Origin of the sequence: Amycolatopsis sp. 505 (genome assembly GCF_031625235.1) — a bacterium.
Lineage (GTDB): Bacteria > Actinomycetota > Actinomycetes > Mycobacteriales > Pseudonocardiaceae > Amycolatopsis.
The window spans coordinates 379923-402251 of record NZ_JACKQP010000003.1 but is presented as its reverse complement, the minus strand read 5'-3'; the positions used below and the strand labels follow the sequence as shown (position 1 = coordinate 402251).

20 protein-coding genes and 1 pseudogene are annotated in these 22329 nt (G+C 72.9%); 10 read left to right on the top strand and 11 right to left on the bottom strand.

Annotation, left to right across the window (positions count from 1 at the left end; all coding sequences use genetic code 11):
• Positions 1-47: 47 nt before the first annotated feature.
• From H5965_RS13395 to H5965_RS13380, 4 genes are read right to left on the bottom strand one after another with little or no spacing between them, the layout of a single operon-like run.
• A complete protein-coding gene (locus H5965_RS13395) occupies positions 48-2282 on the bottom strand; it encodes an FtsX-like permease family protein (protein ID WP_310969990.1) in 2235 nt (744 codons plus the stop codon).
• Positions 2279-2959, bottom strand: a complete 681-nt coding sequence (locus H5965_RS13390; protein WP_310969989.1) for an ABC transporter ATP-binding protein — start codon at positions 2957-2959, stop codon at positions 2279-2281. Before H5965_RS13390 ends, H5965_RS13395 begins: the two co-directional genes overlap by 4 nt.
• Positions 2956-3477 (bottom strand): PadR family transcriptional regulator, encoded by a 522-nt coding sequence (locus H5965_RS13385; RefSeq protein WP_310969988.1) that lies wholly within the window; start codon positions 3475-3477, stop codon positions 2956-2958. The genes H5965_RS13390 and H5965_RS13385 overlap by 4 nt, the downstream gene beginning before the upstream one ends.
• A 47-nt stretch (positions 3478-3524) precedes the next feature.
• On the bottom strand, positions 3525-4379 hold the full coding sequence (locus H5965_RS13380) for an NmrA family NAD(P)-binding protein (RefSeq protein WP_396136906.1): 855 nt from the start codon (positions 4377-4379) through the stop codon (positions 3525-3527).
• Positions 4380-4622: 243 nt separating this feature from the next.
• Between H5965_RS13380 and H5965_RS13375 the strand changes: the two genes are divergently transcribed.
• Positions 4623-6917, top strand: coding sequence for a PQQ-dependent sugar dehydrogenase (locus tag H5965_RS13375; RefSeq protein WP_310969986.1), 2295 nt, complete (start codon positions 4623-4625; stop codon positions 6915-6917).
• 31 nt (positions 6918-6948) lie between these two features.
• Here H5965_RS13375 and H5965_RS13370 read toward each other — a convergent pair whose 3' ends face one another.
• Positions 6949-8298 (bottom strand): sigma-70 family RNA polymerase sigma factor, encoded by a 1350-nt coding sequence (locus H5965_RS13370; RefSeq protein ID WP_310969985.1) that lies wholly within the window; start codon positions 8296-8298, stop codon positions 6949-6951.
• 323 nt (positions 8299-8621) lie between these two features.
• Here H5965_RS13370 and H5965_RS13365 point away from each other — a divergent pair, with 323 nt between their 5' ends.
• From H5965_RS13365 to H5965_RS13345, 5 genes are all read left to right on the top strand, one after another.
• Positions 8622-10019 (top strand): alpha/beta hydrolase domain-containing protein, encoded by a 1398-nt coding sequence (locus tag H5965_RS13365; protein ID WP_310969984.1) that lies wholly within the window; start codon positions 8622-8624, stop codon positions 10017-10019.
• Between the two features lie 155 nt (positions 10020-10174).
• On the top strand, positions 10175-11146 hold the full coding sequence (gene surE, locus H5965_RS13360) for a 5'/3'-nucleotidase SurE (protein WP_310969983.1): 972 nt from the start codon (positions 10175-10177) through the stop codon (positions 11144-11146).
• A gap of 140 nt (positions 11147-11286) precedes the next feature.
• On the top strand, positions 11287-12888 hold the full coding sequence (fadD8, locus tag H5965_RS13355; RefSeq protein ID WP_310969982.1) for a fatty-acid--CoA ligase FadD8: 1602 nt from the start codon (positions 11287-11289) through the stop codon (positions 12886-12888).
• Between the two features lie 272 nt (positions 12889-13160).
• A complete protein-coding gene (locus H5965_RS13350) occupies positions 13161-13550 on the top strand; it encodes a nuclear transport factor 2 family protein (RefSeq protein WP_310969981.1) in 390 nt (129 codons plus the stop codon).
• A gap of 6 nt (positions 13551-13556) precedes the next feature.
• Entirely contained in the window at positions 13557-14138 is a 582-nt protein-coding gene (locus H5965_RS13345; RefSeq protein WP_310969980.1) for a PadR family transcriptional regulator, read from the top strand.
• Here H5965_RS13345 and H5965_RS13340 read toward each other — a convergent pair.
• The 5 genes from H5965_RS13340 to H5965_RS13320 form a co-directional block, all read right to left on the bottom strand.
• A complete protein-coding gene (locus tag H5965_RS13340; protein ID WP_310969979.1) occupies positions 14112-14756 on the bottom strand; it encodes a response regulator transcription factor in 645 nt (214 codons plus the stop codon). The genes H5965_RS13345 and H5965_RS13340 overlap by 27 nt on opposite strands.
• Complete coding sequence (locus H5965_RS13335) at positions 14753-15874, bottom strand: histidine kinase (RefSeq protein ID WP_310969978.1); 1122 nt, start codon at positions 15872-15874, stop codon at positions 14753-14755. The genes H5965_RS13340 and H5965_RS13335 overlap by 4 nt, the downstream gene beginning before the upstream one ends.
• Before the next feature lie 5 nt (positions 15875-15879).
• Complete coding sequence (locus tag H5965_RS13330; protein WP_310969977.1) at positions 15880-16560, bottom strand: hypothetical protein; 681 nt, start codon at positions 16558-16560, stop codon at positions 15880-15882.
• Between the two features lie 64 nt (positions 16561-16624).
• Complete coding sequence (locus H5965_RS13325) at positions 16625-17620, bottom strand: ATP-binding cassette domain-containing protein (protein ID WP_310969976.1); 996 nt, start codon at positions 17618-17620, stop codon at positions 16625-16627.
• On the bottom strand, positions 17617-17850 hold the full coding sequence (locus H5965_RS13320; RefSeq protein WP_310969975.1) for a PLD nuclease N-terminal domain-containing protein: 234 nt from the start codon (positions 17848-17850) through the stop codon (positions 17617-17619). The genes H5965_RS13325 and H5965_RS13320 overlap by 4 nt, the downstream gene beginning before the upstream one ends.
• A gap of 148 nt (positions 17851-17998) precedes the next feature.
• Here H5965_RS13320 and H5965_RS13315 point away from each other — a divergent pair, with 148 nt between their 5' ends.
• Both H5965_RS13315 and H5965_RS13310 read left to right on the top strand, forming a co-directional pair.
• Positions 17999-19189 carry a hypothetical protein gene (locus tag H5965_RS13315; protein WP_310969974.1) on the top strand — a complete coding sequence of 397 codons (1191 nt, stop codon included), beginning with the start codon at positions 17999-18001 and terminating at the stop codon, positions 19187-19189.
• Between the two features lie 152 nt (positions 19190-19341).
• Complete coding sequence (locus H5965_RS13310; RefSeq protein ID WP_310969973.1) at positions 19342-19602, top strand: GlsB/YeaQ/YmgE family stress response membrane protein; 261 nt, start codon at positions 19342-19344, stop codon at positions 19600-19602.
• Positions 19603-19649: 47 nt separating this feature from the next.
• Here the strand turns inward: H5965_RS13310 and H5965_RS13305 are convergent, their stop codons facing one another.
• The gene (locus H5965_RS13305) at positions 19650-20759 is read right to left on the bottom strand and encodes a S1 family peptidase (RefSeq protein ID WP_310969972.1); all 1110 of its coding nucleotides are present in this window, start codon (positions 20757-20759) and stop codon (positions 19650-19652) included.
• Between the two features lie 956 nt (positions 20760-21715).
• Here H5965_RS13305 and H5965_RS13300 point away from each other — a divergent pair.
• Both H5965_RS13300 and H5965_RS13295 read left to right on the top strand, forming a co-directional pair.
• Complete coding sequence (locus H5965_RS13300; protein ID WP_310969971.1) at positions 21716-21964, top strand: hypothetical protein; 249 nt, start codon at positions 21716-21718, stop codon at positions 21962-21964.
• Between the two features lie 37 nt (positions 21965-22001).
• A pseudogene (locus H5965_RS13295) lies at positions 22002-22310 on the top strand (ATP-binding protein); the annotation flags it as partial.
• Positions 22311-22329 lie beyond the last annotated feature (19 nt).

Below are 22329 nucleotides of genomic sequence, written 5' to 3'. Positions count from 1 at the left end.
AATCCAAAATCCGTACACCGGCCTTGTACGGCGGTTGTACCGCCGGCTCACTCCTCCCGCAGGTGCTCCAGGCTCGACGTCCGCCACAGCGCCGGCAACGTCACCGCGGTCACGGCCGGCACCGCCGCGGCCGCGGTCAGCGTGAGCAGCACGGTGGTCGCCACGTCGACCACCATCGGGCGGTGGACGACCAGCGTGAGCAGCAGCCAATCGAGGCCGAGCCCGGCGAGCACGGCGACGACCACCGCCACCGCCACCGGGATCGCCAGCTGCCACAACAACGACCGGGCGAGCACCCCGCGCCCGACACCGCCCGCCCTCAGCGCGGCGAGGCTGCGCCGGCGTTCCCGCAGCTGCTCCGCCGCGGCGATCAGCAGGCCGGCCGCCGCGAGCAGCAGCACCACGAACGACCCCACCGACAGCACCCGGGTGATCAGCGCGTAGGTGCCGTCCCGTTCGGTGCCCAGCGAGCTGACGACGCCGTTCCAGCCCGCGGCGTTGCGGACCTGCTCCACCAGATCCGGCCCGGCAGCCGGGATCCGCGCGGTCGAGCTCAGCCCGACGCTCGTCGCCGTGCGCAGGGCCGCCGTCGTGACGAGCAGGGCCGGCGCCTCGCCGGCGCCTCCGGTGACGTGGTAGCCCGCCGGGACCGTCCACTGTGGAGGCGCCGACGGGTCGGTCTGCCGTGCGTCGTAGAACCACAGCCGGTCCCCGGGTGCGGGCCGGTAGTCCCCGGCCGCCGCGGTGCCCGTCGCGTAGACGTCACCGTCGCGGCAGTCGGCGACCTCGAGCTCGGCGCACGTTCCCACGACGGCGGAGACCTTCCGGCCCGCGGCGTCGTACAGGATGGCGCGGGTCTGCACGGGGATGCCGCCCAGCCCGGGCAGGGCGTGGAGCGCGGTGGCGAAGGCCGGGACGTCGGCGAGCGCGGTGGCGAAGGCGGTCGCCAGCACCCGGACGTCCCGATCCACCGGCCGGTCGCTCTCGGCACGGGCGTAGACACCTTGCAGCGCAATGGATCCCGCCAGCACCACCGCGATCCCGCTGACCAGGCGCGCGGCCGTCGCGCTGTCCAGCTGGAGCCGCCGCACGGCCAGCAGCCAGGCGGGCGAACCGCCGCCGAGCACGCCCGCGACGCGCTCGACCAGCCACGGCAGCACCAGGGGCACGGCCACGAGGACGAGCACCACCCCGCCGACCACCAAGGGGTCCCGGGTGTCTTCGGTGCCCGGCTTGCCGGCCAGCAAGGCCCCGCCGGCCACCAGGGGCACGAGGCGCCACCAGAGCTTCCGCCGCAGCCGCGTCGCGCGCCGCACCACCCCGAGCGGCTCGATGACGACCCCCCGCAGCGCGAAGACGGCCGTCGCGCACGCCAGCAGCGGCAGCGCCAGCAAGGCCGGGAGGCCCAGGCGCCAGTCGGGCACGACGTCGGCGGCGAAGATCCCGCCGCGGAAGGCGGACACCGTGATCCGCGGGACGAGCGCCCGCACGAGCAGGAAGAGGCCCGCGCCGGCCGCGAGCCCGGCCAGCGAGGCGAGCAGGGCCTCCCCGGCGGCGATCCGGCGCACCTGGCCGCGGTCCGCGCCGACCAGACGCAGCGCGGCCAGGCGCCGGTCGCGGGACGCGGCGGCGAGCCGGGTGCTCGTGACGACGAAGACGAACACCGGCACCAGGCACGTCGTCGCGCCCAGCACGACCAGCAGCAGCTCGATCGGTTCGAGGGCGCGCCGCTGGGTCAGGCGGCCGAACTCGCTCACCGCCACGGCTTGCGGCTGCCGGACGACGGTGTCGGAACCGAGGTAGAAGTACAGCTCGTTCGGCCCGGTCAGCCCGTCGTCGCCGATGGTGCCGACCACCCGCTGCGGGAACCGCGGGCGGAGCAGTTCCCCCTCCGGTGACCGCAGCAGGTCCAGCAGGGCCGGGGACAGCACCGCCTCGCCGGGCCCCGGCAGCCGGTCGACGCCGGGCACCGCGGGCGGGTGCGGCCCGGTCGGCTGCACCAGGAAGCCCTGGATCCCGCGCCCGCGGAACTCGTCGCCGCGGCCGACGACGTGAACGGCGTCGACCCCGGGGACGGCCCCGGCGAGCGGCGTGCGCTCGGCGGACCGCTCGCCGCGAGCGGTGAGCATCTGCGGCAGCGACGTCGCGGTGAGCAGGACGGCGACGCCGAGGCCGACGCCGACGGTGATCAGGGTGAGCCGCACCAGCGCGGTCCGGGCCCCGCCGCCGCCGATCGCCAGCCGCACGCCGAGGAGCAGGTCGGCCACCCAGCGCCGGATCACCGGGTCACCTCGAGCTGCCGCGTCCGGCCGTCGCGCACGACCACCTCGCGGTCGGAGTACGCCGCGACGCGCGCTTCGTGCGTCACCAGGACGACCGCGGTGTCCCGTTCGCGGGCGACCGTGGTCAGCAGCCGCATCACCTGCTCGCCGTTGAGCGAGTCCAGCGCACCGGTCGGCTCGTCGGCGAAGACGACCCGCGGCGCGGTCACCAGCGCACGGGCCACCGCGACCCGCTGCCCCTGCCCGCCGGACACCTCCCCCGGCCGTTTCCCGGCGACACCGGACAGGTCGAGTTCGGCCAGCACCGCCCGCGCCCGCTGCACGGCCGCGCGGCCGCGGTCGCCGTTCAGCCGCAGGGGCAGGGCCACGTTCTCCAGGCAGGTGAGCTCCGGGACGAGCTGCCCGAACTGGAAGACGAACCCGAATTCGGTGCGGCGCAACGCCGAGCGCGCCCGGTCGGAGATGGTGGCCAGGTCCGCGCCGAGGTAGCGGACGGTCCCGGCGTCCGGCCGGACGATCCCGGCCAGGCAGTGCAGGAGTGTCGACTTGCCGGCCCCCGACGGGCCCATCAGGGCGACGATCTCCCCCGCGCGCACCTGCAGGCTCGCCCCGGAGAGGGCCTCGGTGGGGCCGAACGCCTTGCGGACGCCGGTGGCCTCCAGCAGCAGCTCGCTCATCGGATCGCCTCCGCCAGCCGGTCGAGCCGGGCGGCGGTGAGTTCGAGCCACCGGAGGTCGGCCTCCAGGTGGAACAGCGCGTGGTCGCAGACGAGCTGGTCGACGAGGTCGCCGCCGGTCTTGCGGCGGGTGAGCGCACGCATGGCGTCGAGGTGGGCGGCCCGCTGGACGTCGAGGACGTCCGCGGCGGGCCGCCCGGACAGCAGTGCGAGCACCACCTTGGTGTAGAGCGTGTTGTGCAGGTAGGCGTCGGGCTTTTCGGGCGTGGCCAGCCACCCGGCGACGTCGGCGACCCCGGCGTCGGTGATGGCGTACCGCTTCCGTTCGGGACCGCCGTCCACCTCGACGCCGTCGGCCTCGACGAGCCCCTGCTTCAGCAGCCGCGCCAGCGTCGAATAGACCTGGCCGTAGTGCACCTGGCGGTCATGCCCGAAGCGGTCGTCGTAGGCGCGTTTCAGGTCGTAACCGTGCCGGGGGCCGTTTTCCAGCAACCCGAGCAGGGTGAGTCCGATCGACATGGCGACGACTGTACACGGTGTGTATAGCCAGAGTTTATACACCCGGTTTATAGCTCGAGTGCCTCGGCGAGGACGGTCCGGAGCGGGGTGGCCGGGCGGTCGAGGAGGGCTTCGAGGTCCGGCCCGGCCGTGGCGAACTCACCACGACGAGCCGCCCGGAACATCCCCAGCAGCAACTCCGCCCGCTCCGCCGGAACGCCGTGCCCGACCAACCCGGCCGCCCAGGCGTCATCGGACACCACGACCCGCCGGACGGAACGCCCGGTCAGCTCGGTCAGCAGCGCAGCGACGTCCTCGAGGTCCAACGCCACCGGGGCGGTCAGTGGCGGCGTCGGGCCGTCGAACCGCCCTTCCTCCGCAAGGATGATCGCCGCGGCTTCGGCCAGGTCGGCGTGCGCCGTCCAGGAAACCGGGCCGTCGGCCGGTGCCGCCAGCTCGCCGGTCTCCAACGCCCCGCCCAGCAGCAACGGCACCGTGCTCGCGTAGAAACCGTTGCGGAGAGCGGTGAACGGCGCCCCCGCGAGGCGGCCCTCCGTCGTGGCGTGGTCGACCATGGGCGCGAACCGCGAATCGGCCGCCGCGGCCTGGTGGCTCGTGTACAGAACCCGCTTCGCCCCCGCCGCGCGTGCGGCTTCGACCGCCGCGACGTGGTGCGCCACCGCTTCGGCGCCCGTTTCGTCCGTCGACACGACGAGGACCTGGGTCGCCCCCTCGAACGCGTCGGCGAGCGATTCCGGATCGGCGAAATCACCGCGCCGGACCCGGACACCCCGCGCGGCGAGCTCCGCGGCCCGGCGGGGATCGCGCACGCTGACCCCGATCTCGGCGGCCGGCACCCGCTCGAGCAGGCAGTCGACGATGCGCGACCCGAGCCGGCCGGTGCCCCCGGTGATGACGATCATGGCGTGCCCCTTCTCGACGTTCACACTGATACTAACCACGTTAGCATCAGTGATATCAAGAGCGAGTTACCACTGGAATCGGACGGGTGTCCCGCAGGTTGAGGCGGCGGTAAGTCGTTGACCCTTAACGGGATTGAGCTGTTCGTGCGTTTTTCTTGCGTCGGCGTAACAACTTTCGGACGCCGGGCGCCATACCGGACGGCGTTCGCGCCAGTCCGGTCCCCGCCGCAGGAGGAGTTCGTGATGGGTCCACGTCGTTTCCTGGTTTCGCGAAGATCAAGACGCGCACTGGCCGCGGGGGTGGTCGTGCCGCTCGCGGTGGCGCTCGCCGTCGCGGCACCCGCCGCCGCGGCCGTGCCCGCCGGCTTCACCGACACGCTCGCCATCGGCGGCCTCAGCTCGCCGACCGCCGCCGCCTTCGCCCCCGACGGGCGGGTGTTCGTCGCGGAGAAGAGCGGGCTGGTCAAGGTGTTCGACAACCTGGCCGATCCGACCGCGACCGTGTTCGCCGACCTGCGCACCCCGACCCAGGACTTCTGGGACCGCGGCCTGCTCGGGCTCGCGGTCGACCCGGCCTTCCCGGCCCGGCCGTACGTCTACGTCTCCTACACCCTCGACGCCCTCCCGGGCGGCACCGCGCCGAAGTGGGGCGACACCTGCCCGACACCGCCGGGTGCGACCGACGCCGGCTGCGTCGTGACCGGCCGCGTCTCCCAGCTCACGATGGGCCCGGGCGGGACGGCGGTCAGCGAGAAACCGCTGGTCACCGGCTGGTGCCAGCAGTACCCGAGCCACTCGGTCGGCGCACTCGCCTTCGGCCCGGACGGCGCCCTGTACGCGGGCGGCGGCGACGGCGCCAGCTTCAACTTCGCCGACTACGGCCAGGTCGGGAACCCCTGCGCCGACCCGCCTTCGCCGGCCGGTACGAACCTCAGCCCGCCGTCGGCCGAAGGCGGCGCGCTGCGGTCGCAGTCCCCGCGCCGCGCCGCCGGACAGCCGGTGCTGCTCAACGGCGCGCTGCTGCGGATCGACCCCGACACCGGGGACGGCCTGCCCGGCAACCCGTTCGCGAGCAGTTCCGACGCCAACGCCCGGCGCGTCATCGCCTACGGCTCGCGCAACCAGTTCCGGTTCGGGTTCCGGCCCGGCACCGGCGAGCTGTGGGCCGGTGACGTCGGCTGGAACACCTGGGAAGAGATCAACCGCGTCGCGAACGCCGGCGACGCCGTGGCCGAGAACTTCGGCTGGCCCTGCTTCGAAGGCACCGGCCGCCAAGCCGGTTACGACGGCGCGAACCTCGACCGCTGCGAATCGCTGTACTCGGCGGGCGGCCAGACCGCGCCGTTCTACGCCTACAACCACAGCGCCAAGGTGGTGGCCACCGACCTGTGTCCCACCGGCGGCTCCTCGATCAGCGGGATCGCCTTCGAATCGGGCAGCAACTACCCGGCCGAGTACGCCGGCGCACTGTTCTTCGCCGATTCCTCCCGCGGCTGCATCTGGGCGATGCAGACGGCCTCCGGCCAGCCGAGCCCCAGCAAGCTCGTGCCGTTCGTGACCGGCGTCAACACGCCGGTGCAGGTGCTCACCGGTCCCGGCGGTGACCTCTTCTACGTCGCGCTGGGCGCCGGGGAACTGCGCCGGGTGAGCTACGCGGGCAGCGGCAACCGGCCGCCGGTCGCCGCGGCCACCGCGACGCCGTCCAGCGGCCCGGCACCGCTGACCGTCCAGTTCGACGGCACCGGCTCCACCGATCCGGACGCCGGCGACACGCTGTCCTACGCGTGGGACCTCGACGCGGACCGCGCCTACGACGACTCTGCGGCCCCGAAGCCCACCTGGACCTACACCACCGCGGCGGCGGTCGACGCCGGCCTGCGGGTGACCGACTCCCACGGCGCTTCGGCGACCACGACGGTCCGGGTGACCGTCGGGACCCCGGCGGGGCTCGACCCGGTGCCGGTCATCGACACCCCGGCCACCACGCTGAACTGGTCGGTGGGCCAGACGGTGCCGTTCTCCGGCCGCGCCGTCGACGCCCAGGACGGCGAGCTGCCACCTTCGGCGCTGTCCTGGCGGCTGGCCATCCGGCACTGCGCGGCCAACGGCACCTGCCACACCCACAACGTCCAGGACTTCCCGGGCGTCGCGGCGGGGTCGTTCGTCGCGCCGGACCACGAGTACCCGTCGTACCTGCAGCTGACGCTGACCGCGACGGACTCCACCGGCCGGACCGGGTCCAAGACGATCGACCTGCAGCCGAAGACGGTGACGCTGAACTTCACCTCGAGCCCGAGCCAGGCGATGCTCACCGTCGGCGGGACCGAGCAGCGGACGCCGTTCTCCCGGACGGTGATCGCCGGATCGACCAACTCGATCAGCGCGAACAGCCCGCAGAACCTGCCGCCGCTGAACATGAAGTACGCCTTCACCGGCTGGGCGCACGGCGGGGCGCGGACGCAGAATGTCGTCGCGCCGGCGACGGGCGCCACCTACCAGGCGAACTACCGGCTCTGCTGGCTGCTGCAACCCTGTTGAGCGGGATGACCCGGCGCCGCGCGGCGCCGGGTCATTCCCCGGGGTTCTTCGTCTTCTCGGCCTTCCTCGACTCTTTCGCGGACGACTTCGCGGCCTTCGACGACTCCTTGGCCGCCTTCTTGGACTCCTTCGCGGCCGGATCGTTCCCGAGGCCGTTGCCGTTGTTCCCGGTGCCGTTCCCGTTGTTGCCGTTGCCGTTGCCGTTGCCGTTGCCGTTGCCGTTGCCGTTCCCGGTGCCCGTCACGGCCGGGGCCCCGGAGTCCGCGGCCCCCGCCGACTCGCCCGCCGGTTGCGCGCCGGTCGGCTGCACGTCCGTGGCGCCGGGCACCGTCCCCGCGGCCTCCGACGTCGGCGCGACACCGCCGGGCGGGAGTCCGGCGCGGGAACCGGCCTGCGGCCCGGTCGGCACGGGCTGGGTCGTCGTGCCCTCGCCGCCGGACAGCGGCGGCGGAGCTTCGCTGGACGTGCTCGCGCCGATCGTCACCGTCGTGACCAGCGCCGCGCCCGCGGCCGCCACCTTCGCCGCCGTCGCCCACGACAGGACGGAAACGCCGGTTCCGGCGGCGCCGGACCCGGTCGCCGTCGCGGTGAGCCAGTGCGTTGCGACCGGGATGCCCAGGATGAGCGGGGCGACGGAGGCCGGCAGTTCCTCGTTGAGCTCCCGGAGGCCGGTGGCCAGGCTCCGGCAGTCGGCACAGCGGTCGAGGTGGGCGGCGATCCGGTGCGCCTTGTGGTCGGAGATGCCGTCGCGCACGAACTTGGCCAGCTGCGCGGAGACGTTCTTGCAGGTGCGCCGCCGCGCTTCGGGGACGTGCTGGTCCAGGTAGGCCTGGCGCAGGCCCTCCCGGGCGCGGTAGGCCAGCGCCGCTACTCCGTTCGGGGTCATCCCGAGGTCTTCCGCGATCCGCGCGGGCGATTCCCCGACGATCTCGGTCCGCCACAGCACCGTCCGCCACCGCTCGGGCAGGCTCGCGAACGCGTCCGCGGCGACGTTGGCGTGCATCCGGTCGCCGACCGGCTCGTCACTCCCCGCGCTCGGCGTCACATCCGGAACCTCGGCCACCACCGAGACGGCGGCGTCGCGGCGACGCCAGCTGATCATCGTGTTCCGGATGGTCGTCAGCAGGTACGGCCGGAAATCCTCGTCCGGGCCTTCGCCGGAACGCAGAATCCGTAGTACGCGGGTGAATCCTTCGGCGACCAGGTCGTCCCGCTCCGCCGGGTTGGCCGCGATCGCGGCCGCCACCCGCCGGGCGGCGGGGAGGTGCCGGTCATAGAGCTCGCCGTAGGCCGCGATGTCGCCACCGCGGACCGCTGCGATCAAAGCCGCGTCGCCAGGGACGTCCGTCGTCCCGGCCACCGCCGGCGCCACTTCGGTCACCACACCCCCTCGCCGTGCGGATGCACGTGCAGAACGTCCCGAGATAGTCGCGCAACGAGCGACCCCTGCGCAAGGTTGCGGCGCCGAAAGGACATTCTGTGAATTCGCTTTCCGCCGAGTGCCGGGCCCGTCGAGTTGTCACATCCCTGAGCGATCCCGGGTGGATTCCCCCCGATTCGCGGACCGGACGTTGCCCCCGGCCATTACCGGCGGGTAAAGACAACGGCGGTGACCGGGCCGGTCGCCGCCTCACTGTCCGATGTGGACGGTTCGGGGAGCCGGGAGCCGCTTCGCGGGCCGTCGCCCACCAGAAGGGTTTACCCATGCGCAGAGCCCTGCTCGTGCTGCTGACCGTGCTCCTGCCGTCCTCGGTGCTTCCCGGGGTCGCCCAAGCCGGACCGTCCGCCGCCGCGCCCACCGTGACGGCGGTGCCCGCGAACGCCGGGCGGGGCTGGCCGGTGAGCGGCGCCCACGGCGTCCTCGACCTCGCCGCCCGCGGGTACGTCGAAGAGGAGTACCTGCTGTCCGGCCAGGCCGACACGTTCGACCAGGTGGGACTGTGGACCGAAGCCGGCCGCTGGGCCACGCGCGTGGCCTCGACCGGCACCCCGTACACGACCCGGATGGTCGTCGTGCGGCCGCGCGACGCCGCCCGGTTCACCGGCACGGTCGTGGTCGAATGGCTCAACGTCAGCTTCGGCGTCGACATCCCGGTGGACTTCTCGCAGTCCTACGAGCACTTCATCCGCGAGGGCTACGCCTACGTCGGCGTGACGACCCAGAAAGCCGGTGCCGACAAGCTCAAGAGCCTCGACCCCGCCCGGTACGCCGCGGTGGACCTCGGCGGGGACGCGCTGTCCTACGATGTCTTTGCGCAGGCCGCGCAGGCGGTCCGGGCGAACCCGCAGCTGCTGGGCGGGCGGACGCCGACCGTCGTGCTGGGCTCGGGACACTCGCAGTCCGCGCTCCGGCTGACCACCTTCGCCAACGCGATCCAGCCGGTGCGGCGCAGCTACCAGGGCTTCCTGATCCACGGCCGGGCCGCGCTCGCGGCCCCGATCGGCGACGGCGTCGTCGGGCCGCTGTCGGCGAAGATCCGCACCGATCTCGGCGTCCCGGTGTTCGTCCTGCAGTCGGAGACCGACGTCATCGCGTCCGCCTCGGTCCGGCAGGACACCGCGCAGGTGCGGACCTGGGAGGTGGCCGGCACCGCCCACGCCGACCAGTACGGGCTGGACCTGTACAACGCGGCCAACGCCCGGGACGGGTCCATCAACGGCGGCGCCCCGACGACGTGCGACAAGCCGGTCAACAGCATGACCTTCCGGTATGCGGAAAACGCGGCGTTCCGCTACCTGGACCGCTGGGCCCGCGGCGGCGCGGCCCCGCCCACGGCGGCGCCGATTTCGATGCTGCTCAACCTGATCATCCTGCGCGACGGCGACCAGAACGCCCTCGGCGGCGTCCGGCTGCCCGACCTGGACGTCCCGGTGGCGTCCTACTCCCCCGACAACAGTGGCGGCAACGTGCCCGGCGCGTGCCTGTTGCTGGGCACGACCACACCGCTGACGCCGGACCGGATCCGGCGGCTGTACCCGGACCACGCCACCTACGTCGCCAGGTTCACCGCGGCGGCCGACCGGGCCCTGCGCGCGGGCTACCTGCTGCAACCCGACCGCGACGAGGCCGTGGCCCGGGCCCAGGCGACCCCGGTGCCGTAACCGTCCACAAAGGAGTGTCAACCGCGAGCCCGTCCCGGTCCGGGGCGGGCTCGCCGGCGAAACCGCCGAAACACCCCCTCGCCACCGCCGTTCCCGCTACCCTGGCCGCGCCGATTCCGAACGATTGAGTTTTCCGAACGAATGAGGAGGTGGCGATGCGGTTCAAGGCTTTGCGCGTCGCGGTCGCGGCGGTGGTTGCCCTGTCGCTGGCCGTGCCCGCTCAAGCCAGCCCGCGGCCCGATCAACCGGTTTCGCTGGGGGGCAAGAAGGTTCTGCTGGTCAACGACGACTCGGTGCAGGCGGCGAAGCCCGACGGGTCGGACGGGCGGGGCATCTACGTGCTCCGGCAGGCGCTGTGCCGGGCCGGAGCCGACGTGGCGATCGTCGGCCCGTGGGCGGTCCAGGGCGGCAAGGGCCGGTCCACGGCGGTGTCGTTCACGTCGTCCGTCGCGCCGCCGCCGGCGGTGCCGGCGGAGTTCGCCGCGGACTGCGCGGGCGCGCCGGGGCACGGGCTCGTGCTGGGGGCGTGCCAGGGCGCCACCCCGTGCGGCCCGGGCAGCGCGTCCCTCACCCCGGCGGACGTGACCGAGCTGGCGCTGACCGGCATCCTGCCGCAGCGGCTCGGCTGGACGAGCGGGCCGGACCTGGTCCTTTCCGGGATCAACGCGGGCCAGAACACCGGCATCCCGATCAGCATGTCCGGCACGGTCGGCGCCGCTTCGGTGGCGATCGAGCGGGGTCTGCCGGCGCTGGCGGTCAGCGCGGGTTCGGGCGCCACGCCCCCGTCGACGGAGACGTACCGGGCCGCGGCCGACGTCACCCTCAGCCTGCTGGCGTCGCCCCGGACGTGGAAGTTCGTGCAGGACATGGCCCTGGTCAACGTCAACCAGCCGGACGTGGCGCCGGGCGCGGGAGCGTCGCCGGTGCGCTGGACGAAGGTCAGCCGGGTCGCTTCGGGCTGGGTGAAGTACGTCCCGGCGGCGGACGGGACGTACCAGCTGTCGTACGACGTGGTGCCGTCGCCGGCGTACGAGGCCGACAGTGACGCGAAGGCCCTGCTCGACGGGTACGTGAGCGTGTCGCTGGTCGCGGTGGACCGCGGCTACCTCGGCCGGCTGCACGGCTGAGCTCGTTCCGGAGGGCGCGCCGCAGGCCGCGGCGCGCCCTCCCCGCTCACTGAAACCTGTTCCACCACACTGCCGAGCTGACAAACCCCGCCCAACCGCCGTATCTTGTCGAGAACAATAACGTGTTCTAGTCTGGCGCCGTGGAAGGGACCGGGATGGACGAGCAGGCGATGCGGTATCCGAACCACCTCGGCCACCTGGTCGTCTCCGCCCTGAAACGGCACCGGGACAAGCCCGTCATGGTGCTGGGCGAGACCACGATGACCGGGGGCCGGACCGCCGAGCAGGTCAGCCAGTACGCCCAGGCCTTCGAGGCGCTCGGCGCGGGCACCGGCGCGCCGGTCGCGCTGCTGTCGCTGAACCGGCCGGAAGTCCTGCTCATCATCGCCGCCGGGCAGCTGCAGGGCTCGCGGCGGACCGCGCTGCACCCGCTCGGGTCGCTCGACGACCACGCCTACATCCTCGGCGACGCCGGCATCACCACGCTGATCATCGACCCGGTGCCCGCCTTCGTCGACCGCGCGCTCGGCCTGCTCGACAAGGTCCCCGGCCTGACGCAGGTGCTCACCATCGGGCCGGTGCCGGAGCCGCTGGCCCACGTCGGCAAGGACCTCACCGCGGCCGCCGCGACGTTCGAACCCGGGCCGCTGGCGCCCGCCGTGCTGCCGCCGGACCAGGTCGTCTCCATCACCTATACCGGCGGGACCACCGGCAAGCCCAAGGGGGTCATGGGCACCGCGCAGGCGATGACCACGATGACGCAGATCCAGCTGGCCGAATGGGAGTGGCCGGAGGCGCCGAAGTTCCTGATCTGCACCCCGCTCTCGCACGCCGGCGCCGCGTTCTTCGCCCCGACGCTGATCAAGGGCGGGTCCCTGGTCGTCGTGCCGAAGTTCGACCCCGCCGACACCCTGCGGATCATCGAAGAGCAGCGGATCACCGCGACGATGCTGGTGCCCACCATGCTCTACGCGCTGATGGACCACCCCGACTCGCGCACCCGCGACCTGTCCTCGCTGCAGACGGTCTACTACGGGGCCGCGTCGATCAACCCTGTGCGCCTGCGCGAGGCGATCGACCGGTTCGGCCCGATCTTCGCCCAGTACTACGGTCAGTCCGAGGCCCCGATGGCGATCAGCTACCTCGCCAAGGGCGACCACGACGACGCCCGCCTCGCCTCCTGCGGCCGTCCGTCGGCCTTCCTGCGCACCGCGCTGCTCGACGCCGACGGCAACCCGGTGGCCCCCGGCGAGCCGGGCGAGATCTGCGTGGCCGGGCCGCTGCTCGCCGGCGGGTACTGGAACCTGCCGGAGATCACCGCCGAGACCTTCCGCGACGGCTGGCTGCACACCGGCGACGTCGCCCGCGAAGACGAGGACGGCTTCTGGTTCATCGTCGACCGGGTCAAGGACATGATCGTCACCGGCGGGTTCAACGTGTTCCCCCGCGAGGTCGAGGACGTCGTCGCCGAGCACCCGGCGGTCGCCCAGGTCGGCGTGATCGGCACCCCGGACGAAAAGTGGGGCGAAGCGGTGACCGCGGTCGTGGTCCTGCGCAAGGACGCCGACCACGACCTCGAGCGGCTCACCACCGAGATCCAGGCCGCGGTGCGCGAGCGCAAGGGCCCGGTGCACGTGCCCAAGCAGGTGATCGTGGCGGAGTCGCTGCCGATGACCGGGCTGGGCAAGCCGGACAAGAAGGCCCTGCGCGCGCAGTACGAGCCCCGCCGGGCCGGCGTGTAGCGCCCTCCTCCGTTCGAGCGAACCCCCGGTCACGGACCGGCTCGCCATCTCGTCCCCGGGGTTCGCCGGCGGCATCGCGGACGGCTCGACCACCGACGGCGTCGTCCGCCTGCCCGGCGCCGGCGTCCAGCCGATCGCCGGGCCGGAGGTCTTCGGCCTCGACGAGTGGGTGCGCACCATGCTGGCCGCCGAACAGAGCTGCCGGGCGGTCACCCAAGGCGAACGGGTACGCTGACCTCGATAGTCAACAAATTGAGTAGGCGAGGTGCGCAATGAACAGCTTCCGCAAGGCCGTCGAGGCCCGCGATCCCGACGCCATGGCCGCGACGCTGGCGGAGAACGTCGTCTTCCGCAGCCCGGTCGCGTTCAAGCCGTACCCGGGCAAGGCGATCACCGCGGCGATCCTGCGCGGCGTGCTGCGCGTGTTCGAGGATTTCCGGTACGTGCGCGAGCTGACCGGCGGCGAAGGCCGGGATCACGCGCTCGTCTTCGAAGCCCGGATCGGGGACGTGCGGGTCGAGGGCTGCGACTTCCTGCACCTCGACGAAGAGGGCCTGATCGACGAGTTCACCGTGATGGTCCGGCCGCTCTCCGCCGCGCAGGCGCTGGCGGAAGCGATGGCGGCGCAGTTCGGGCAGATCCAGCGCGAAGCACTCAACTAGTTGAGCATGGCACTGCGCAACGCGCTGATGGCGGCGCTGCTCGAAGGCGAGGCGTCGGGCTACGACCTGGCGAAGGGGTTCGACGCCTCGGTGGCGAACTTCTGGGCGGCCACCCCGCAGCAGCTGTACCGGGAACTCGACCGCATGGCGGCCGACGGCCTGGTGCGGGCGCGGGTGGTCCACCAGGAGCGGCGCCCGGACAAGCGGCTGTTCTCGCTCACCGACGCCGGGCACCGGGCGCTGCGCGAGTTCACCGCGCGCCCGCCCCGCCCCGGCGTGATCCGGGACGAGCTCCTGGTGCAGGTGCAGGCGGTGGACGTCGGCGACGAAGGGGCGGTCCGGCAGGCGCTGGCCGAGCGGATGGCCCGGGCGGAAGCCAAGATCGCGGGCTACGAACGGCTTCGTGCGCGGCTGCTGGACGGCCGCTTCGAGGACGACTACCTCGCCGAAGCCGAGCGGATCGGCCCGTACCTGACGCTGATGCGGGGCCTGTCGTTCGAGCACGAAAACCTGCGGTGGTGCGAGCAGTCGCTCAAGGTGCTCGACCGGCGCGGGCGCGGGTCAGCTCAGGCCGGCGTCGTGGACTAGGATCGCCACCTGGGTCCGGTTCGCCGCCTCGAGCTTCGCCATGATGTGTCCGATGTGGACTTTGACGGTGGACTCGCTGACCGCCAGGGCCTTGGCGATCTCCGCGTTGCTCAGCCCGCGTCCGATGTGGACGGCCACGTCGTGTTCGCGCGAAGTCAGCACCGAGAGCTTCGCCCGGGCCCGTGCAGTGCCGCCGCCGGCGGCGAATTCGGCCAGCAGCCGCTTGGTGATCTTCGGCGACAGCATCGCCTCGCCGCGGGCCGCGACGCGCACCGCGTGGACCAGCTCACGCGGCGGGGTGTCCTTCAGCAGGAACCCGGCCGCGCCGTGGCGCAGCGCCGTGTAGACGTACTCGTCGACGTCGAAGGTCGTCAGCACCACCACCGCCGGGGCCGCCGGGTGCTCCGCCAGCCGCCGGACCACTTCGAGCCCGTCGACCTTGGGCATCTGGACGTCGGTGAGCACGACGTCCGGCCGGTGGCGGTCGGTCAGCTCGACCGCCCGCACGCCGTCGGTGTCCTCGGCGACCACCTCGACGTCACCCGCCGACTCCAGGATCATCCGGATGCCGCTGCGGACCAGTTCCTCGTCCTCCAGCAGCACGACCTTGACCGTCACCGCCGTCCTCCCACCGGGAACCGCGCCAAAACCCGGAACCGGCCGTCGCCGGTCGGCCCGGTCTCCAGGTCGCCGCCGGCCAGCTCCACTCGTTCGTGCATCCCGACCAGACCGTAGCCGGACCCCGGGACGGCGCTGCCGTGCGGGGTCAGCCGGTTGGTCACCTCCACCGCCAGCCGGTCCCCGGTGACCGCGAGCCGGACCCCGACGGCGGCGTGCGGCGCGTGCTTGCCCGCGTTGGTCAGGGATTCCTGCACGACCCGGTACACGGCCCGGCCGACGTCGCCGGGCACCACCGGCAGCGGGTCCGGCAGGGCCAGCTCGACCCGCGCCCCGCTCGCGGCGACCCCGTCGACGAGGTGTTCCAGCGAGGCGAGGACACCGGGGCCGGCGTCCTCGGCCGGGGCGTCGTCGCGCAGCACCCGCAGGATCCCGCGCAGCTCGTCGAGCGCGAGGGCGCTGGTGGCGCGGATCGTTTCGGCGGCCTGCTCGGTCTCTTCGTCCGGTGCCTTCAGCGACAGCGCGCCGGCCTGCAGCGCGACCGCGGTCACCCGGTGGGCGACGACGTCGTGCATCTCGCGGGCGATCCGCCGCCGTTCGGCGAAGACGGCCCGGTCGGCCAGCAGCGTCCGGGTGCGCTCGGCTTCGTCGGCGCGTTCGCGCAGCACGGCCAGCAGCGCCGCGCGCTGGTGCATCCACAGCCCGGCCAGCACCGGCCCGAGCACGAAGGTGCCGAGCACGACCACGACGAGGGTGAAGCTGCCGGGGTCCCGCAGCACCGGCACCACGTTCCCGGCGATCCCGGCGACGACCACGGCCACCCCGGTCACGACGCTCACGCCGTGCCGGGCGGCGACCGAGTACTGCGCCACCATCAGCGGGATCAGCGTCACCCCGGCGGGCATGCAGGCCACGGCGACGAGCAGCACCAGGAACGGCCACCGGCGCCGCGCCAGCAGGGCGAGCCCGGAGATGACGACGGCGGGGACGTAGAGCGCGGAGTGCGGGTCACGCGGGTCGCCGCCGGTCAGGGACACGACGATGACGGCCGCGGCCACCGCGACGTCGAGCGCCAGCAGGACGAGGCGGCCGTCCCACCAGCTCAGCCATCGCTTCACCGTGATCAGCCTAGGCTCCCGCCGCGGGCCGTGCCGACCGCGGCCGCCGTCAGCGCCACGGCGACCAGCCCCGCGAAGGCACCGATCCCGGGCGCGGCGAACAAGGCCGTGCCGGTGAACGGGAGGACGGTCGCCGGGACGCCGGCGACCACGCCGAGGACGAGCTCCACGACGAACGCCCACCCCGCGAACACCCCGATCGCGAGCCCGCTGTGCCGCAGCAGCCCGCCGAGCGCCACCCCGGCGAGTCCGGAAAGGACGGTCAGCAGGACCACCGCCCCGGCCGCCCTGCCCGCCGCCCCCTCGCCGGCGGGCAGGGCACCCCCGCCCGCGGCCACCCCGGCCGCGGTCAGCACCACCATCGCCACCCCGCCGAGCCCCCCGAGCCCGGCGGTGACCAGCGCCCGCGCGGCGACGATCCGCGAGGGCGAGCGCAGCACGAGCCGCGTGGTGGCGAGGGTCCCGTGCTGGTGGTCCGCCCCGAACGAGGCCACCCCGATCGCGGCGACGAGCACCGCACCGAGCTTCCCGGCCACCCCGGAGGCGGCGACGAAGGCCCCGGGATCGCGCCGCAGGCCCCAGTGGAGACCGGAGGCGAACTGCAAGACTCCGGACGCGGTCAGGAGCAGCCACGTCGACCGCAGCGAGCGAGCCCTGGCCCATTCGTAGGCCAGTGCACGCTTCACGACAGCCCCGGCGGACAGCGCCACAGCATCCCGGCCCACACCCCTCCGAAAGCCGGCTCGCGCTTCACAACAGCCTCCGGCGACGCCGGCCATAGACCGCACCCGCCGATGTGGCCGGAGTCCCCACCGCAGGCTCGGCCGCAGCCGCAGCCGCAGCCGCCGTCGCGGGCGCCGCAGCAGCCGTGGCGCTCGCGGTCGCCGCCAGGAATGCGTCTTCCAGGCCGCTCTGCCGCACGAACACCTCGCGCACCGCCACCCCCGCGCGGCCGGCCACCGCCACCACTCGCCCGGTGTCGGCCGTGTCCACCACCAGCTCCCCCGCCTCCTGCCGCACGCGCAGGCCGTCGCGGGCCAGGGCCACCAGCAACGCTCCCGGGCTTTCCGCCCGCACCACCACGTCGGCGCGCGCGTGCCGCCGGACGAACTCGTCCAGTGGCCCGGCCGAGACGAGCCGGCCACCGGCGATGACGATCAGGTCCTCGGCGAGCAACGCCGTCTCCGCCAGCAGGTGCGAGGAGGCGAAGACCGTCCGGCCCTCCCCCGCCAGCCGCTTCAGCAGGTCGCGGATCCACCGGACGCCCTGCGGGTCGAGCCCGTTCGCCGGCTCGTCGAGGATCAGGTACTCCGGGTCGCCCAGCAGCGCGGTGGCCAGGCCGAGCCGCTGCTTCATGCCCAGGCTCAACCGGCCCGCCGGCTTCCGGGCGACGTCCGCGAGCCCCGCCTCCGCCAGCACCTCGCGGACCCGCCGGGGTGGCACGCCGCCGCCCGCGGCGACCATGCGCAGGTGCGCGGCGGCCGTCCGGGCCGGGTGCACCGCCGCGGCGCCGGCCAGCACGCCGACCGTCCGAAGTGGACCTGGCACCTCGGCGTAGGTCCGCCCGCCGAAGGTCGTGCGGCCGCGCCCGCGGGTGAGGCCGAGCATGAGCCGGATGGTCGTCGACTTGCCGGCGCCGTTCGGCCCGAGGAAACCGGTCACGACGCCGGGGCGCACGGTGAACGAAAGCTCGCCGACCCCGGCACCGTCCCGATAGGACTTGGCGAGTCCGTCCGCGACGATCACCGCCGGACCGCCAAGGCGGCGTCGCGGCGGCCGAACAGGAACCACAGCACACTGCCCAGGAACGGCGCGCAGAAGGCGAAGACCACCCAGACGAGCTTCATCCCGCCGGTCAGCGGGGACCGCAGGATGCCGACGAGCGCGGCCAGGAACAGCACGGCGAAGGCCAGCACGGCGACGCCGGCCACGCCCAGCAGGAGCCAGGCCTGCGTCGTCTCGGATGCCACGGACATGCGAACTCCACTTCGGACTCGGTGAACACCACCACGATCGCCGTCCGGGCGGGCCCGCACATCGGAAGTTCGGACGTCATGAGCTAGGCAGAAAGTATTAACCCGCGGTTGTACGACTCTTGTACGGCCGCGTCCGACGATGGCTCCCATGTCACTCCACCGTCTGGCCAAGGCCGCACTGGCCGCCGGCGTGCTGGCGGGCCTCGCGGCCGCGCCGGCCTCCGCCGCCGCGGCCGCGCCGTCGACCTTGCCCGCCGACCAATACACCCTGACCGCCAACTACAACCAGTTCGACGCCGTGAACGGCGCCCTGGTGTCGAAGCTCGGCACCGCGGCCGTCCACACCGTGATGGACAACGCGAACCACGACCGCACGGCGCTGCCGTCGTCGTTCTCCGTCGCCGGGCTCGAGACCGGGTTCCGGTTCGACAGCGGCGACAACTCCGACTGCACGAACTACCCGCAGGGCATCACCACCAGCCGCGACGCCGTCGGGACGGCCAACGGCGGCAACTACGACGGGCACCAGCTCGTCGCCGTCAGCTGGTACACCAAGGACGGCTGCGACGGCGGCCAGCAGCGCAGCCGGATCACCCTGGTCGACTGGGACGCCGACTACCCGAACGCCTACCGCAAGATCCTGCTGGTCGAGCCGACCGGCACCGCGGACGCGCCGGACTTCAAGGACATCCCGATCCACGCCGGCGGCATGTCCTGGTACGGCGACTACCTCTACGTCGCCGACACCGGGAAGGGCATGCGCGTGTTCGACATGCGCAAGATCCTCAAGACGAACACCGGCGGCACGGCCGACCAGATCGGCCACCAGAGCGGCAGCACGTACTACGCCCACAACTACGCCTACGTCCTGCCGCAGGTCGGCACGATCTCCTCGAAGACGACCTCGGGGACGAACCTCGCGTGGTCGTCGATCTCCCTCGACCGGGTCAGCAAGTCGATCGTGATGACCGAGTACACCTGCTCGTCCGGCTGCACCGACTACCCGAACCGGGCGCCGCGGGCGATCCGCTACCCGTTCGCCGCCGGCGGCACGTTCGCCGCGACGACAACGGCGAGCCAGGCGCTGCAGCTGCCCTGGTACAAGCTCAACGGCGTCGCCTCGCACAACGGCCGCTGGTGGTTCCAGTCGTCCGGTTCGAAGCAGCTCTACTACTGGAAGCCGTCGGCCGCCTCGCAGACCTTCGCCTGGGTCAGCAGCGGCGAGAGCCTTTCCTACTGGGAGGACGACACCGCCGCCGACCTGCTGTGGTCGCTGCAGGAGGGCGCGGGCAACCGCAACGTCTTCGCCGTTACCCAGGCCACCTACGGCGGTGGCTGAGCAGGCCGGAAAAGGCCCGTCCGGGGACATCCCGGACGGGCCGCTGCGCCGTCGGGTGAGATCCGGATCACGTCGGCGTGGCTCGGCGCGCTCGCGGGACCGCTGCCTGCCATCCTGTGCCGTCAAGAGGTAGCGGACGAGAGGACAACCCCGTGGGCATCATCGCCTGGATCGTGCTGGGTCTCATCGCCGGGGTGATCGCGAAAGCCCTCATGCCGGGCAAGGACCCGGGTGGCTGCATCATCACGATCCTGCTCGGCATCGCCGGCGCGTTCGTCGGCGGCTGGATCGGCAAGACGCTGTTCCACACCCAGCTCGGCACGTTCTTCGACCTGCGCACCTGGGGCCTGGCCATCCTGGGCGCGCTGATCATCCTGGCCGGCTACCGGCTCGTCTTCCACCGCCGCGACTGACGCGATCGGGTGGGGGCGCCGGATGTGGCGCCCCCACCGGTCGCGGTTCAGTTCAGCGTGACGCCGTACGCGCTCAGCGCCTCGCCGACCGGCTGGAAGTAGGAGGTCCCGCTGCCCTTGCCGGACGTGATGCCCAGGCCGACGCTGCCGGCGAACAGGCAGCCGCCGGAGTCACCGGGGTTGACCAGCGCATTGGTCTGGATCAGCTGGTACACCGAACCTTCGGCGTAGTTCACCGTCACGTTGGTCCGCTGCACCGAGCCCGAGGTCAGGTGCGTGGTGCTGCCGCTCTTGCTGATCCGCTGCCCGACGGTCGCGGTGCCGGCCGAGCTGATCCGCTGGGTCGAACCGTTCCACAGGGTGACGGCGCCGGGCGCGCTGCCGGTGGTGTTGCGGATGAGGCCGTAGTCGTTGGTGGGGAAGCTCGCCCCCTGCGACGGGCCGACGTTCCACTGCGAGACGGCGCGGGTGCAGTGCCCGGCATCGATGAGGTAGTTCTGCCCGCCGCGGTTGGTGTTGAAGCCCGCCGAGCAGCGGGTGCCGCCACCGGTGATGGCTTCGCCGTTGTAGATCGCGGTGTGCATCTCCCCGGCGACCCGCTCCACGCGCACCCGGTCACCGAGCGAGGCGGCCGCCTTCAGCAGCGCGTCGGTGCCTTTGGCCGCGTCGGCCACGGTCAGCACGACCTGGTTCGCCTTGGGGTCGAGCCCGATGGAGGTGTGCGTCACCGCGGGCAGCGCCTGCAGGGCGTCCTGCGCGCTCGCCAGGGCGGCACTGGAGTGCTTGACCAGCCTCGCCTGCGCGCCGGCTTGCTTCGCCTGGTCGACGGCGGCTTGGTCGAGCACGTTGACGACGGGCTGGGCGGCGTCATCGAGGTAACCGTCGGCGGCGCGGGACCCGAGGGAAGCGGTGACGCGCTGCAGGGTGCCGACGCTGGTCGCTTGGGTCCGCAGCAGGGCAACGGCGGCGGATTCGCTGATCCCGGCCTCGGCGGCGAGGGAGGCGACGGCTTCCTGCTGCACGGTGGCGGAGTAGCCCTCGATGGTCTCGGCGCCGGCGGTGTTCGCGGCGGTACTGAACCCGATGGCCGCGGCGGCGGCCACGAGGGCGGTGGCGGAGCGGGCGAGGAGGTGGTGTCCCGGGGACGTTCTGCGCATGCCGGTAACTCACTTTCGCGATCGCGGACGAAGCCGGCACCCAGGGTGGCGGCACCGGATGGGCCGGCGTTGTGGCCGGCGGTGGATCGAGGGTGCTGCGGTGAGCCGGTGGGGCGGTACCGACTTTCGTCGGATGGGACAAAAGATAGGTACCGGGCAATTCGCCCAGGGGTGGGCCGCGCAGAGCAACCGGACAGTGGGGCGGTTTTGCGGTGGCTTTGTGGCTGGCTTTGTGGCGGCTTTGCGGCGGCTTTGCGGCTCGCGCGGCGGCTGGCTTGAGGCTCGCTCGGCGGCTGGCTTTGTGGCTCGCCCGGCGACCGGCTCGGCGGCGGGCCTTGCGACCGGCTCGGCGGCGGCTCTGCGGCTGGCTTTGGCGGCTGGCTCGGCAGCTGGCCTTGCGGCTGGCTCGGCGGCTGGCGTTGCGGCCCGCTCGGCGGCGCCTGGCCTTGCGGCTGACTCGGTAGCTGGCTCGGCAACTCGCTCGACGGCGGTCGGCTCCCTTACAGCCTGATTCCCGCCCCACTCGCCGACATCCGAACCTCACCCCAGCCCGGAAACCGGCCGCTACCCCCGACCCAACACTCCCACCCGCCGGAAACCCTTACCCCACAACACAAACAGCCCGCCGAGCAACCCTCCAACCCGCGCGCGCCCGCGGGGGCGCCCCCCGGGTCCAGCGTATCGGCCACCACCGACAAAAACGGTCACCGTGGGCCGCTCCGGCGTACGAGTGGTTCCTCCGCCGCCTTCTCCCTCACTGCGTACCGTTCGAAGACGGGCGCGGCGTGCCCTCCTCCCCCTCGGAGCGCGCCGTGTCCGCCAGCGGAGATGTTGGGGCGCAGCGGTTCTTGAGCTGATGTGAACGAGAATCCGCTGTTCGCCCGAAGGTGTTCGCCGCTTTGCGTGTCTATGCTGGACGGCGGCAAGGGTTTCGGGTTCCGGGGAAGACGCGCGACATGAACGACCAGCGGCAGGTGCTCGTCCGGGCGGAGTCCCGGCGCGTCGTCGTCTCCGATGTCGATGGGGGACCTGAGACACTCACCTATCCGGGCGTCACGCTTACGCGCGTCATCGCCGGCATCCCCGACGAAGGGCTCTGGCTGCCGATGGGCGAGCGCCCCAGCGAAGGCGACGACGAAGCCCTCATCGACGCCCTGCGCGCCGCCTTCCTCTGGCGGATCGGCCACCCCTACCCGCATGAGTAACCGCGGGATTCACGGGTAGCCCTCCGCAGAAGGAGGAATGCACGTGAACCGGGGCGCGGGATGGCAGGTGCTCGACGTGGCCGGAGCGGACCCCGCCGCGGTGACCTCTGCGCGCCGGTGGGCCGAGGCCCGGCTGGCGACGCTCGCCGAGGCCGATCGGGTCGACGCCGTGATCGTCATCGGGGAACTGCTGGAAAACGCCTACATCCACGCCACCGGGCCGAGCCAGCTGCGGCTGCACCTCGCGCACGACCCGTGCGTGGTCACCGTGGCGGTCGCCGACACCGGCCCCGGCGAACCACGGCTGCGGGTGCCCGGCCGCGCCGGGGGCCGGGGCCTGCTGCTCGTCGACGAGCTCACCCTCG

What these genes read in the sequence shown, in the direction of transcription:
- H5965_RS13345 (WP_310969980.1), top strand. Translation starts at nt 13,557, where the DNA reads ATGGCACTGCGCAACGCGCTGATGGCGGCGCTGCTCGAAGGCGAGGCG.
- H5965_RS13305 (WP_310969972.1), bottom strand. Translation starts at nt 20,759, where the DNA reads ATGCGCAGAACGTCCCCGGGACACCACCTCCTCGCCCGCTCCGCCACC.
- H5965_RS13320 (WP_310969975.1), bottom strand. Translation starts at nt 17,850, where the DNA reads ATGTCCGTGGCATCCGAGACGACGCAGGCCTGGCTCCTGCTGGGCGTG.
- surE (WP_310969983.1), top strand. Translation starts at nt 10,175, where the DNA reads ATGCGGTTCAAGGCTTTGCGCGTCGCGGTCGCGGCGGTGGTTGCCCTG.
- H5965_RS13385 (WP_310969988.1), bottom strand. Translation starts at nt 3,477, where the DNA reads ATGTCGATCGGACTCACCCTGCTCGGGTTGCTGGAAAACGGCCCCCGG.
- H5965_RS13315 (WP_310969974.1), top strand. Translation starts at nt 17,999, where the DNA reads ATGTCACTCCACCGTCTGGCCAAGGCCGCACTGGCCGCCGGCGTGCTG.
- H5965_RS13375 (WP_310969986.1), top strand. Translation starts at nt 4,623, where the DNA reads ATGGGTCCACGTCGTTTCCTGGTTTCGCGAAGATCAAGACGCGCACTG.
- H5965_RS13390 (WP_310969989.1), bottom strand. Translation starts at nt 2,959, where the DNA reads ATGAGCGAGCTGCTGCTGGAGGCCACCGGCGTCCGCAAGGCGTTCGGC.
- H5965_RS13300 (WP_310969971.1), top strand. Translation starts at nt 21,716, where the DNA reads ATGAACGACCAGCGGCAGGTGCTCGTCCGGGCGGAGTCCCGGCGCGTC.
- H5965_RS13365 (WP_310969984.1), top strand. Translation starts at nt 8,622, where the DNA reads ATGCGCAGAGCCCTGCTCGTGCTGCTGACCGTGCTCCTGCCGTCCTCG.
- H5965_RS13350 (WP_310969981.1), top strand. Translation starts at nt 13,161, where the DNA reads ATGAACAGCTTCCGCAAGGCCGTCGAGGCCCGCGATCCCGACGCCATG.
- H5965_RS13380 (WP_396136906.1), bottom strand. Translation starts at nt 4,379, where the DNA reads ATGATCGTCATCACCGGGGGCACCGGCCGGCTCGGGTCGCGCATCGTC.